Source organism: Streptomyces sp. NPDC041814 (genome assembly GCF_055590565.1).
In genome coordinates this window covers 187104-199382 of record NZ_JBVJAM010000005.1, presented here as the reverse complement: position 1 = coordinate 199382, position 12279 = coordinate 187104, and the positions used below count along the sequence as shown (strand labels likewise).

General features: G+C 70.7%; 12 protein-coding genes. All 12 read left to right on the top strand.

What is annotated here, in order from left to right; genetic code table 11:
- The first annotated feature begins 176 nt into the window (after nt 1-176).
- Nucleotides 177-977, top strand: coding sequence for a DeoR/GlpR family DNA-binding transcription regulator (locus ACZ6C6_RS15585; protein WP_469202999.1), 801 nt, complete (start codon nt 177-179; stop codon nt 975-977).
- Nucleotides 978-1586: 609 nt separating this feature from the next.
- Nucleotides 1587-2597, top strand: coding sequence for an ABC transporter permease (locus tag ACZ6C6_RS15580; RefSeq protein ID WP_469202997.1), 1011 nt, complete (start codon nt 1587-1589; stop codon nt 2595-2597).
- A complete protein-coding gene (locus ACZ6C6_RS15575; RefSeq protein WP_469202995.1) occupies nt 2594-3541 on the top strand; it encodes a carbohydrate ABC transporter permease in 948 nt (315 codons plus the stop codon). Before ACZ6C6_RS15580 ends, ACZ6C6_RS15575 begins: the two co-directional genes overlap by 4 nt.
- A gap of 51 nt (nt 3542-3592) precedes the next feature.
- Nucleotides 3593-5233, top strand: coding sequence for a type 2 periplasmic-binding domain-containing protein (locus ACZ6C6_RS15570; protein WP_469202993.1), 1641 nt, complete (start codon nt 3593-3595; stop codon nt 5231-5233).
- A gap of 39 nt (nt 5234-5272) precedes the next feature.
- On the top strand, nt 5273-6448 hold the full coding sequence (locus tag ACZ6C6_RS15565; RefSeq protein WP_469202991.1) for a Gfo/Idh/MocA family protein: 1176 nt from the start codon (nt 5273-5275) through the stop codon (nt 6446-6448).
- 280 nt (nt 6449-6728) lie between these two features.
- A complete protein-coding gene (locus ACZ6C6_RS15560) occupies nt 6729-7727 on the top strand; it encodes an MBL fold metallo-hydrolase (RefSeq protein ID WP_469202989.1) in 999 nt (332 codons plus the stop codon).
- A gap of 62 nt (nt 7728-7789) precedes the next feature.
- The gene (locus ACZ6C6_RS15555; protein ID WP_469202987.1) at nt 7790-9139 is read left to right on the top strand and encodes an ATP-binding protein; all 1350 of its coding nucleotides are present in this window, start codon (nt 7790-7792) and stop codon (nt 9137-9139) included.
- Entirely contained in the window at nt 9136-9561 is a 426-nt protein-coding gene (locus ACZ6C6_RS15550; RefSeq protein WP_469202985.1) for a roadblock/LC7 domain-containing protein, read from the top strand. The genes ACZ6C6_RS15555 and ACZ6C6_RS15550 overlap by 4 nt, the downstream gene beginning before the upstream one ends.
- Nucleotides 9558-9911: a DUF742 domain-containing protein gene (locus ACZ6C6_RS15545; RefSeq protein ID WP_018105822.1), complete on the top strand. Its 354-nt coding sequence runs from the start codon at nt 9558-9560 to the stop codon at nt 9909-9911. Before ACZ6C6_RS15550 ends, ACZ6C6_RS15545 begins: the two co-directional genes overlap by 4 nt.
- Nucleotides 9889-10503, top strand: a complete 615-nt coding sequence (locus ACZ6C6_RS15540) for a GTP-binding protein (protein ID WP_469202983.1) — start codon at nt 9889-9891, stop codon at nt 10501-10503. The genes ACZ6C6_RS15545 and ACZ6C6_RS15540 overlap by 23 nt, the downstream gene beginning before the upstream one ends.
- Nucleotides 10500-11774, top strand: coding sequence for a cytochrome P450 family protein (locus ACZ6C6_RS15535; RefSeq protein WP_469202981.1), 1275 nt, complete (start codon nt 10500-10502; stop codon nt 11772-11774). The genes ACZ6C6_RS15540 and ACZ6C6_RS15535 overlap by 4 nt, the downstream gene beginning before the upstream one ends.
- Before the next feature lie 104 nt (nt 11775-11878).
- The gene (locus ACZ6C6_RS15530; protein ID WP_469202979.1) at nt 11879-12277 is read left to right on the top strand and encodes a cell division protein SepF; all 399 of its coding nucleotides are present in this window, start codon (nt 11879-11881) and stop codon (nt 12275-12277) included.
- The last annotated feature ends 2 nt before the right edge of the window (nt 12278-12279 follow it).

Below are 12279 nucleotides of genomic sequence, written 5' to 3'. Positions count from 1 at the left end.
CCGTACTGGTGATGGGATGCTCGTTTACGCACGTTACCCGCGAGGAGCGAGCATTATCAAGCATTCCGCGTGCAGAGGGCTTGACTCGCCGGAGCCTTGTGCGACGCTTGCGCCTGTCCGGTGATCGCGCCCAAGGGGATGGGCGCCCGCAGCCCGGACCTGTGAGGAGAACCGTCTTGTCCAGGGATGCCCGGTGGAACGCACTGCTGGAACTCGTAGGTAAGCACGGCCGGGTGGACGTCGAGGACGCCGCGAAGACGCTGGACGTCTCCGCCGCGACCATCCGGCGGGACCTGGACCAGCTCGCCGAACAGCAACTGCTCACCCGCACCAGGGGTGGCGCCATCGCGCACGGCGTCAGCTACGAGCTGGCCCTCCGGTACAAAACGGGGCGCAACGCCCCGGAGAAGCAGGCCATCGGCCGTGCCGTCGCCGAACTCGTCGCGGTGGGCGAGGTCGTGGGCCTCACCGGCGGCACCACCATCACCGAGGTGGCCCGCTCGCTCGCCGTCCGCGCGGACCTGGTGGGCGACGGCGCCGGCGGCACGGTGGGGCAGCCGACGCTGACGGTGGTGACCAACGCCCTCAACATCGCCAACGAGCTGGTGATCCGGCCGCAGATCAAGATGGTCGTCACCGGCGGAGTCGCCCGGCCCCAGTCGTACGAGCTCACCGGCCCGCTGGCCAGCGGGGTGCTCGGCGAGATAACGCTCGACGTGGCCGTGCTCGGCGTCAACGCCATCGACACCGAACGCGGCGCGTACGTGCACCACGAGGGCGAGGCCAGTATCAACCGGCTGCTCGCCCAGCAGGCCCAGCGCGTGGTGGTCGCCGCCGACTCCTCGAAGATCGGCAAGCGGGCCTTCGCCCGGGTCTGCGACCTCTCCCTGGTCGACTTCCTGGTCACCGACCGGGGGATCGCCCCCGAGGCGTCCGCCCGCTTCACCGAGGCCGGTGTCACGGTCATCGCCGTCTGACCCCTCGCCGTACCCGCAGCGGGGGGCCCCCCCCCCCCCGGGGGGGGGGGCGGGGGGGGTGGGGGGGGGCCCCGGGGGGGGGGGGCCCCGCGGGGGGGGGGGGGCGGGGGGGGTCCTCACAACCAACGCCGCAGCGGGCGGCGTGGGGGGCCCCCCCCGCCCCCGCCCCCCCCGCCCCCCCCCCCCCCCCCCCCCCCCCCCCCCCCCCCCCCCCCCCCCCCCCCCCCCGCTTCTTCGCGCGCGTCCAAACCGGTTCAGGGTCCCGGATCGTGCGTGAAGTGTGCGCGATCAAGCACAACCACGCGCAAGGCGGCCGGTTTTGACGGAGGAACAGTGCATTCCGCTCCCATTTTGCAGCCACTAGGCGCCCCTTATGTGCTGATTGCCGCGTCTGCGACGCCCCGAGGTGCCACATGGGCTGACTTTTGCCTGCCCATAGATGTTCGTTACCTCTGCGAAATGAACAACTCTTGCCATATGGCCGCACGGTCGTGAACTATGTGCCTGTCGCCGCGAAGAGGCAGCGGCCGAGCTTCCCCGAAGCGCGCGCCGCCCTCCACGTATGCGGGACGTTCTCTCGCTCCATCAGCCCTGGAGGTGCCTGTGACGATGGCAAACACGCCGGTCACAGCTGCGCGGCCGCCCGTGCCGCAACCCCGCGACCCGGAAGACGCGGAACGCCCCGCAGGGAGGAAGGGCAGGAAGAACCGAATACGGCAGCCGCTCCGGCAGCGCATCAAGCGGGACAAGGCGCTTCTGCTCTTCTGTCTCCCCGGAGTGCTGTACTTCGTCCTCTTCTTCTATCTGCCGCTCGCGGGCAACGTCATCGCCTTCCAGGACTACCAGCCGTTCCTGGGCTTCAAGGAGAGTCCGTTCGTCGGGATGGCGAACTTCACCGCGCTGCTGGCCGAGCCCGAGTTCTGGAGCGCGGTGTCCAACACCCTCCAGATCACGGCGATCCAGCTCCTCCTCTACTTCCCGGCGCCGATCGCCCTGGCACTGCTGCTCAACTCGCTCATCAGCGAGAAGATCAAGCGGTTCATCCAGACCGTCGTGTACCTGCCGCACTTCCTGTCCTGGGTCGTCGTCGTCGCGATGTTCAAGCAGGTGCTCGGCGGCGCGGGATCGGTCACCACGCTCCTCATGGAGCACGGGGTCAGCATCGGCAACGTGATGACCGACCCCGGCACCTTCAAGTTCCTCATCACCGCGCAGGCCATCTGGAAGGACTGCGGCTGGGGCACGATCATCTTCCTGGCGTCCATCGCCTCGATCGACATGGGGCAGTACGAATCCGCCGCCATGGACGGCGCCGGCTGGCTCCGCCGGATCTGGCACATCACCCTGCCCGGCATCCGGCCGGTCATCCTGATGCTGCTCATCCTGCGGCTCGGCGACATCCTCTCGGTCGGCTTCGAGCAGATCCTGCTCCAGCGCGACGCCGTCGGCCCGGACGCCGCCGAGGTCATGGACACCTATGTCTACTTCCACGGCGTCGTGGACGGCGACTGGGGCATGAGCACCGCCGCCGGACTGATGAAGGGCGTCATCGGATTCGCCCTCATCCTCGCCGCCAACAAGCTGGCCCACCGCTTCGGCGAGCAGGGAGTGTACCGATGAGTCAGTCCGTCGCGACCCGGCTGCGCGCAGCCCGGTCCGGGGCCGCCCGCCCCCGCAGGTCCAACGGCCGCCCGCCGTGGATGGAGCGCCCGCACTGGTACGGGCAGGGCGCCAAGGGCCTCGCACTCATCGTGCTGACCGTGATCGTGCTCTACCCGTTCGTCCTGGCCATCGGCACCAGCCTCGCGGGCCGCGAGGAGCTGAACGCCAACGGCGGCTACGTGCTGATCCCGCACCACCCGACGCTGGAGGCGTACCGCGTCATCCTCTCCGGGGGCGTGGTCACCCGGGCCGCGGTGGTGTCCATCTTCATCACGCTGATCGGCACCGCGCTCAGCCTGGCGTGCACGGTGATGATCGCGTACGGCACCTCGCGGCCGGGCACGGTCCTCGCCAAGCCGATCCTGCTGCTCGTGCTCGGGACGTTCCTCTTCGCGCCCGGCATCATCCCGACGTACCTCGCGGTCCAGCAGTTCCACATGCTGGATACGTATGCCTCACTGATCCTTCCGGTCCTCCTGAACGCCTTCAACATCGTCGTCGTCCGCTCGTTCTTCCAGAGCATTCCGGAGGAGCTGTACGACGCGGCGCGCATCGACGGCGCCGGTGAGGTCACGGTCCTCTTCCGGATCGTGCTCCCGCTGTCGAAGGCGGTCCTCGCCGTGGTCGGCCTGTTCTACGCCGTCGGCTACTGGAACAGCTTCTTCAACGCGGTGCTGTACCTCAACGACTCCAGCAAGTTCCCCATCCAGGTGATCCTGCGGAGCTACGTCCTCAACGGGCAGAGCATCAACGCCTCCGCGATGGGCGTCCACTCCATCCCGCCCGCGACCTCCCTGCAGATGGCCGTGCTGATCATCGCCATCGTGCCCATCTTCTGCGTCTACCCCTTCCTGCAGAAGTTCTTCGTCAAGGGCGTCCTCACCGGGGCGATCAAGGGCTGACCGGCCCGCCCCGCACCACCGCCCCGCACGCCACCCACTTCAAGGAGCCCCATGTCCACCCACCTGTCCCGACGCGGTTTCATGGGCGCCGCGGGAATCGCCGGCCTCACCGTCGCGGGTCTGTCCACCCTGAGCGCCTGCGGCAGCGGCGCCACGGTCAGCAAGGGCGGCGCCAAGGCGTCGGCCAAGCTCAAGCTCCCGACGTACGTGGCGGCCCAGACCGCCCCCGCCGACCTCGCGGGCAACGCGGCGGGCCTCGACGCGACCTACCTGCGCTACCCCAAGAAGCTCACCAGGTCCGTCGCGAAGACCCCCGGTGACGGCAGCCGCATCACCGCCCTCACCGAGACGTTCACCACCCCCGCCCCGCCGCAGGGCAAGAACGCCTACTGGCAGGAGCTGAACAAGCGGCTCGGTGCCCGGTTCGACATGACGATCGTCGTGGACCAGGGCGTCGACGCGTACCTCACCAAGTTCAACGCGATGATGGCCGGCGGCGACATACCCGACCTGGTGTGGTTCCCGCCGAACCAGGGCATCCAGCGGGTGCCCGAGCTCCTGGACGCCAAGTTCCACGACCTCACCCCCTACCTGTCGGGCGACGCGGTCAAGGCGTACCCCAACCTCGCGAACCTGCCGACCACCGCCTGGAAGACCGCCGTCGTCAACGGCAAGATCCGCGGCGTCACCGTCGCCTACGGCTCGATGGGCCAGGTCTACGTCGTCAACCAGGACTTCTGGAAGCCGGTCGGCGGCGCCGAGTTCACCAGCGCCGAGGACTTCCTCGCCAAGGGCAAGGAGCTGCTGGACGTCAAGCGCAACAAGTACGTCCTGGAACCGGCGTACGTGAACCACATCGCCCAGTTCGCCCAGTGGTTCGGGGCCCCCAGCGCCTGGCGCCTGGAAGGCGGCAAGCTGACGCACCAGTACGAGACGGAGGAGTACCAGGAGGCCCTGGCCTTCGCCGTCAAGTGCGCCGAGGCCAAGCTCTTCTGGCCGGACCCCAACCTCAGCACCACCATGGAGAAGATGGCCCAGGGCTCCCTCGGCGCCTACGTCCAGTCCTTCCCCAGCTTCCTGGTCGACGCCAAGACGTACGACTTCCCGTTCGGCGTCATCGTGCCGTTCGCCGCCAAGGAAGGCGCCACCCCGCACTACAACATGGGCTACGGCTCCGTCGGCTACACCGCCATCAACAAGAAGGCCGACGACAAGCGCGTCAAGATGCTGCTGCGCGTCCTGGACTACCTGGCCGCTCCCTTCGGCACGGAGGAGCGCCTCTTCCTCGACAACGGCATCGAGGGCAAGCACTGGAACCGCACCTCCGACGGGGACGTCAAGCTCACCGCCAAGGGCAACTCCGAGGCCGTCACCACCGCGATGCCGCTGGCCTTCCTCGCCGCCGGGCCCGAGTACATCTACCTGCCGGGCCGGGGCGACATGGCGAGCAGGATCCACGGCTGGCAGGAGGAGCTGCTCAAGATCGCCCAGACCAACCCGACGAGCGGCCACTTCTCGGACACGTCCACCAGCAAGAGCCCGTCGCTCACCACCGCCATGAGCGACATCCAGCTGGACATCGTCGCCGGCCGCAAGCCGGTCTCCGCCTTCAAGGACGAGCTGCGCAAGTGGCGCTCCGGCGGCGGCGACAAGATGCGCGCCGAGTTCGAGGCGTCGCTCGCCGGCAAGTAACCTCCGCCCGCACGACCCGCACCAACTGAAGGGACTCCCGTGTCAGACCTGCGACTCGGCGTCATCGGGCTCGGCCTGCGCCGGTCCATCGCGATGTCGGCCCACCACCCCGGCAAGGGATCGGCGATCACCGCCGTCTGCGACCTCGACCCGGAGGTGCGCCGGCGCGAGGCCGAGCGCTTCGGCGCCGAGATCGCGGTCGAGGACTACAAACTGCTCCTCGGCCGGGACGACCTGGACGCGATCATCGTCGCCACCCCGGACGACACCCACGAGGTCATCGCCATCGACGCCCTCAGGGCCGGCAAGGCGGTCTTCGTGGAGAAGCCGCTCGGCATCTCCGTCGAGAGCTGCGACAACATCCTGCGCGCCGCGTACGAGACCGGCACCCGGCTCTACGTCGGCCACAACATGCGCCACATGGGTGTCGTCCGGCTGATGCGCGACATCATCGCGCGCGGCGACATCGGCCAGCCCAAGGCCGTCTGGGTGCGCCACTTCGTCGGCTACGGCGGCGACTACTACTTCAAGGACTGGCACGCCGACCGCACCCGCACCACCGGCCTGCTCCTCCAGAAGGCCGCACACGACATCGACGTGCTGCACTGGCTGGCCGGCGGCTACACGCGGCGCGTCAACGCCCTCGGCGACCTGCTCGTCTACGGCAATCTGCCGCGCCGCGAGCCGGACACCCCGCGCCCCGAGAACTGGCTGCGCGAGTTCGACTGGCCGCCGACGGCCCGCAAGGACCTGCACCACATCGTGGACGTCGAGGACGTCTCGGTGATGAACATGCAGCTGGACAACGGGGTCGTGGCGGCCTACCAGCAGTGCCACTTCACCCCCGACTACTGGCGCAACTACACGGTCATCGGCACCGAGGGACGGCTGGAGAACTTCGGCGACGGCCCCGGCGACGAGGTCAAGGTCTGGAACACCGGCCCCAGCGGCTACCGCGCCGACGCCGACATCACCTACCGGGTGCCCGAGGCCAAGGGCTCCCACGGTGGCGGCGACAGCCGGATCATGCAGGAGTTCGTCCGGTTCGTCCGCGAAGGGGGAGTCACCGACACCTCCCCGGTCGCCGCCCGGATGAGCGTCGCCGCCGGTGTCCTCGCGACCCGCTCCCTGCGCGAGGGCGGCGCACCTCACGAGGTGCCGCCGCTGGACCCGGAGCTGGTCGCGTACTTCGAACGCGGCCAGGTCCGCTCCTGACGGTCCGGCCGACCGAGCCACAGGTCCCCGGCGCGCCGCTCCACGCGGTCGCGCCGGGGGCCTTTTGGCGTCTCTTTTCGGCCATGCTCAGTGGGTAATCGCCCCCTTCCGGTTTGACGGCGCCGTAACCCGTAATGGTGACGAAGTCGGCCTGAAATGGTGTCGTACGGTCACCGCCCGGCCGCTCGCGCGACGACGCAAGGTCTATTTCAAGCCAATCGCGTGCCCATCTGGCCGGGTTCGAACGCGCGACCGGAAACCGGTCGGCATAATCGCGTCCATGTCGATCACGGGTGGGGATGTCGTTGACCTTGGCAGGGGCCTGTACGCCTGGCTCCCGCCGAAGCGTGGCTGGGGGCTGGCCAACTGCGGCCTGCTCGTCTCGCCCCGTGGTGCGCTGTGGATCGACACGCCTTACGACCCGGTGCTCGCCGGCCAGTTCCTCGCCGAGTCCAGCAAGCGGCTGCCCGACGGCGTCACCATCGACCGGGTGATCGTCACGCACGCCAACGGCGACCACTTCTGGGGCGCGGGCGTGCTCCCGGACGCCGAGATCATCGTGACCCGCGAGGCCAGGGAGCACATCCACTACGAGCCCTCGCCGCAGCAGCAGCACGCGCTCGTCACCGGCGGCGACCCGGCCACCCCGCTCGGGGCCTACCTCGCCCGCCACTTCGGCCCGTTCGACTGGTCGCAGACCGAGCCCGTCCGGCCGACCACCTACTTCACGGGCGAGCTCGAACTGAGCCTCGGCGACTACCCGGTGCAGATCACCTCGCTCGCACCCGCGCACACCAGTGGCGACCTGATGGTGCACCTGCCCGCCCAGTCCACCGTGTTCAGCGGCGACATCATCTTCTCGTCGTCCGACGAGCAGCCCGGCGACCACCCGATCCACTGGGAAGGCCCGCTGAGCAACATCATCGGGGCCTGCGAACAGGTGCTGGCCACCGGCGCCGAAACGATCGTCCCCGGCCACGGACCCGTCCTCGACCGGAACGGCGTCCGCGAGCACATCGCGTACCTCGAATACATCCGCGAGCGCGCCCACACCCTGCACGCCGCGGGCGTCCCCTCCATCGACGCGGCCCGCCAGGTCATCGCCGAGGGACGCTACCCCGGACTCGGCCTGCCCGAGCGGCTGGTGGTCACCATCGGCAGCGAATACCGGCAGCTCGACGGCTCGGAGCGGCGCAGCGTCGTCCAGGTCATGACCGACGTCGCCACGGTCGCACACGAAGTGGAGCAGGTCTGTGAGCCGGCAGGCAGCGCGGGCTGACCGCGCGGTCCCGCCCCGCGCGCACCGGCGGACCGACCCGACGAGAGAAACGCGGTAACGGCATGGCATGGATCGTCGCACTGATCGCCGTCGTCGCCGCGGTGGTGGGCTTCACGCGCGCCTACCGGACCGGCCTCTCCGAGCAGCAGGCCGTCACCCGTGCCGAACTCGCCGAGCGCCAGGCCAAGGCCGCCGAGGCCCGCACCGCCGCCCTCCTGGACGAGATCCGGCAGCTCGCGCGCCGACGGATACCCGCCGCCGCCCTCGCCCTCTCCCACCCCAGCGCCACCGTCCCCGGACTGCGCGAGGCGGCCGAGGTGGACGGCGGCGCCGCCCTCCTGCTCACCGAGGCCGTCCAGGCCGCGCGGACCGCCGTCCTCGAAGAGCGCGGACGCGTGGACGCGGCGGCCCGCGCCGCGATGCGCGGCACCTCCGCCAAGATCCAGTCCCTGCTGAACCAGTCCCAGCAGCTGCTGCACGAGCTCCAGCACGAGTACGACGACCCGCGCATCCTCCAGCTCGACTTCCGTAACGAACTCGCGCTGCGCCGCACCCAGTCCACCGCCGTCCTGTGCGACGCCTGGCCCGGCCTCGCCCGCCAGAACTCGCCCCTGGTCGAGATCGTCCTCGGCGCCCAGTCCCGCGTCGCCGGTTACGAGCGGATCAAGGTCTCCAACCACCTGCGCGACGAACGCCTGGCGCTCGCCGCCCGCGCCGCCGAACCCCTCGCCATCGCCCTGGCCGAACTCCTCGCCAACGCCACCGCGTACTCCCACCCCGACACCGACGTCCAGGTCACCGTCCAGCAGAGCGGCGGCCGGGGCGCGTTCCTCGTCGTGGACGACGCGGGCATCGGCATGGACGAGGACGCCCTCGAACGGGCCCGCGCCCTGCTCGCCGGACCCAGCGAGGTCCTGCTCACCGAGCTCGGCGACCCGCCGCAGACCGGCTTCGCGGTCGTGGGCCGGCTCGTCGTGCAGTACGGCTTCGAGTGCCACATCGAGGCGTCCCCGTTCGGCGGCATGCGGACGATCCTGCGTGTCCCGGCCCACCTGCTCACCGTGCTGGACGAGGACCGGAACCTCTCCGCCCTCGCCCCCGCCCCCGTGACGGCCGCCCCGGCCCAGCCGGTCCCGGCCGGCGCGGACACCCCCGCACCGGACGCCTCCGGGCCCACCGGACTGCCCAGCCGGCGCCGGCGGGCGCCGCGCCGCACACCCGGAGCGGCCGCCGCCGCCCGGGCCGCCGAGCCGAGCGCCGCCCAGCCGGCCCGAACTCCGGAGGCAGCAGGGGCTTCCTGGGCGGCCCTCCAGCAGGGCACCCTCAACGGCAGGAGCGTCACCGGGCGGCCCCCCGCACCGGACACCGACGCCCCCGACCACCAGGACGACCAAGGAGACGACGAGAAGTGAGCGCCCCCAGCCCCAACTCAGGCGACCTCGCATGGGTGCTGACCCCGCTGCTTGAGCTGCCCGGAGTCCAGCACGCCGTTGTCGCCACCGGCGACGGCCTGGTCGAAGGCGCGTCCCCCGGACTCGACCGGGCCTCCGGCGAACGGGTCGCCGCGATGACCGCCACCCTGCACGCCGCCGCCCGTGCCTTCACGACCGCCTTCACCGACGCCGAGGCCCCGCAACTGGCCCAGACCGTCGTGGAATCGGACCTGGGCTTCGCCATCGTCGTACCGGCCGGCCGCAACACCACCCTCGCCCTGTTCGCCGAACCCGGCGCCAAACTCGGCGACATCGCCTACCAGATGCAGGTCCAGGTCACCGCGCTCACCCGGGCGATGCACGCACCCGCCCGCCAACCGGACACCGCCGCCCGGCCATGACCCCCGGCCCAGCACGCCGCCTGATCCCCGCCTATCTGGTCACCGGCGGCCGGTCCCGCCCCGCCGGCCCCGCCCTCGACCGGCTCGCCGTCCTCGTACGCACCGACGCGCCCGTGCCCGACGACGCCGGTACCCAGGCCCGCAGACTCTGCGACCTGCTGGAACCGGGTGCCCTCACCGTCGTCGAGTGCGCGGCCCACTTGGACCTGCCGGTCAGTGCCACCGTCTTCCTGGCCACGGATCTCGCGGCCACCGGACTACTGCTCACCCGACCGCCGATACCCAGTGCCGGGCAGATCGACAGGTCGCTTGTCGAGAGGCTGCTCGATGGACTCCGCTCCCTCCCCTGACCGGACCGGCGTCGGCTACCTGCCGGCCGCCGCCCGGACCCTGATGAAACTCGTCGTCACGGGCCCCTTCGGCGTGGGCAAGACCACCCTGATCCGCACCCTCTCGGAGATCGCCACCCTCCACACCGAGGAGGCGATGACCCAGTCCAGCACCCGCGTCGACTCCACCGCCGGACTCCCCGACAAGACGACCACCACGGTCGCCATCGACTTCGGCCGCCTCACCGTCCCCGACGACCTCGTCCTCTACATGTTCGGCACCCCCGGACAGGAGCGGTTCCTGCCGCTGTGGGAGGACATCGCGCGCGGCGCTCTCGGCGCGCTCGTCCTCGTGGACACCCGGCGGCTCGCCGACTCCTTCGCCGTGATGGACATGGTCGAGGAGCAGGGACTGCCGTACGCCGTCGCGGTGAACCGTTTCCCCGATGCTCCCGCGCACAGCGACGAGGTCCTGCGCCAGCACCTGGACCTGGACGACACCACCCCGCTCGTCCAGTGCGACGCGCGTGAGCGGCGCGGCAGCATCGACGCCCTGATCGCACTCGCCGAACACGTGCTGACCCGCATGCCGCAGCCCGAGGACGCCTCATGACCACGTACGCACCGCCGCCGCAGCCCCTCGCGCTGTTCGGCCCGGCCTTCGCGGCGGACCCGCAGGGCCACTACCTCGCCCTGCGCGAGCACGGCCCGCTCGCACCGGTGCGGATCGCCCCCGACGTCGAGGCGCTGCTCGTCACGGACTACCAGGCCGCCATCGACCTGCTGCGCGACACCCACACGTTCAGCAAGGACCCCCGCTCCTGGCAGGCGACCGTCCCGCCGGACTCGCCCGTCCTGCCCGTGCTGGGGCACCGCCCCACCGCCCTGTTCAGCGACGGCGCGGTGCACGCCCGCTATCGCGAGGCCATCAACGACAGCCTCGCGCTCATCGAACCGCACATCCTGCGCGCCGAGGTCGCCCGCGTCGCCCGCCAGCTCATCGGCCGGTTCGCCGCCACCGGCAGCGGCGACCTCATCGCCCAGTACGCCCGCCGGCTCCCCATGCACATCTTCGTCACCTGGTTCGGCGCCGACCCCAAGGACGGCGAACGCATCGTGGACGGCATCGCCGGGATGATGAACTCGGCCGCCGACGCCGCCGCCGCGTACGCCGACCTCGTGGACGTCGTCACCCGCCTCGTCGCCGACCGCCGCGCCCGGCCGCGCCGCGACCTGACCTCGTACTTCCTCGCCCATCCAGCGGGGCTCGACAACGACGAGACGGTCCGTCAGATCACCCTGGTGATGAGTGCGGGCAACGATCCGATGACCAACCTCATCGGCAACGCCACGCTCCACATGCTCACCGACGAACGCTACGCGGGCTCGCTGCACGGCGGCGCGATGACCGCTCACGAGGCGATCAACGAGGTGCTGTGGCGCGACCCGCCGATCGCCAACCTGGCGGCCCACTACCCGCGCCACGACACCGAGTTCCACGGCGTCCGGCTGCGCGCGGGACAGCTCGTCCTGGTCTCCTACGCCGCCGCCAACTCCCAGTCCCCGCCGCCCGTCTCGGACGACGGCTTCCGGTCCGGGGCCAGCGCGCATCTCGCCTGGTCGGCGGGACCCCACCGCTGCCCCGCCAAACAGCCGGCCCTGCTCATCGCGATGACCGCGATCGAACAGCTCACCAGCCTCCTGTGCGACGCGCGGCTGGCCGTGGCGCCGGAGGAACTGCTGTGGCGCCCCGGCCCGTTCCACCGTGCGCTGGCCCACCTTCCGATCCGCTTCACTCCCCTCGACACCACCACCGCGCCGAGCGGCGCCATCACGGTCGCGGAACCCTCGGAGGTGCTTCCGGCGGCGGCAATCGATTCCTGAGCCGTGTCGCTCGTAGGCCGAACGGGTGAGGGAGGGGACAATCGCCCGATGAACAGTGAGCGCAGCCGGCACAACGCCGACCGACGTGCGGACGGGGTGGTCCGGTGAGCAGGTACGACAGGTACGACGTGACGGACGAGCAGTGGGAAGGGCTGGCCCAGGTCGTACCGCTGCGCAGCCGCGACGAGTGGCCCTCCCGGGTGGACCATCGCATGGTCCAGGACGATCCGGAGCCCGCCGAGCAGCGCCGGATGGTCGTGCTGCGGGTCCAGGTGTTCGCCGACGCCCGCGAGGTCGCGGAGTACCTGGTCGCCCAGGTGCCGGTGCTGCTCGACCTGACCAGCGCGGAGGCCGATGTCGCCAAGCGCATCCTGGACTTCGCCAGCGGCGTCGTCTTCGGGCTCGGCAGCGGCATGCACCGGGTGGACCGCAATGTCTTCCTGCTCTCGCCCGCCGGCATGGAGGTCGAGGGCGTCACCGCGGCCGGGGTGCCGGGGGCGTAGGA

Bases quoted from the DNA above. Each gene is read 5' to 3' on its own strand.
- ACZ6C6_RS15575 (WP_469202995.1), top strand. From the start codon at position 2,594: ATGAGTCAGTCCGTCGCGACCCGGCTGCGCGCAGCCCGGTCCGGGGCC.
- ACZ6C6_RS15535 (WP_469202981.1), top strand. From the start codon at position 10,500: ATGACCACGTACGCACCGCCGCCGCAGCCCCTCGCGCTGTTCGGCCCG.
- ACZ6C6_RS15555 (WP_469202987.1), top strand. From the start codon at position 7,790: ATGGCATGGATCGTCGCACTGATCGCCGTCGTCGCCGCGGTGGTGGGC.
- ACZ6C6_RS15560 (WP_469202989.1), top strand. From the start codon at position 6,729: ATGTCGATCACGGGTGGGGATGTCGTTGACCTTGGCAGGGGCCTGTAC.
- ACZ6C6_RS15540 (WP_469202983.1), top strand. From the start codon at position 9,889: ATGGACTCCGCTCCCTCCCCTGACCGGACCGGCGTCGGCTACCTGCCG.
- ACZ6C6_RS15580 (WP_469202997.1), top strand. From the start codon at position 1,587: ATGGCAAACACGCCGGTCACAGCTGCGCGGCCGCCCGTGCCGCAACCC.
- ACZ6C6_RS15545 (WP_018105822.1), top strand. From the start codon at position 9,558: ATGACCCCCGGCCCAGCACGCCGCCTGATCCCCGCCTATCTGGTCACC.
- ACZ6C6_RS15570 (WP_469202993.1), top strand. From the start codon at position 3,593: ATGTCCACCCACCTGTCCCGACGCGGTTTCATGGGCGCCGCGGGAATC.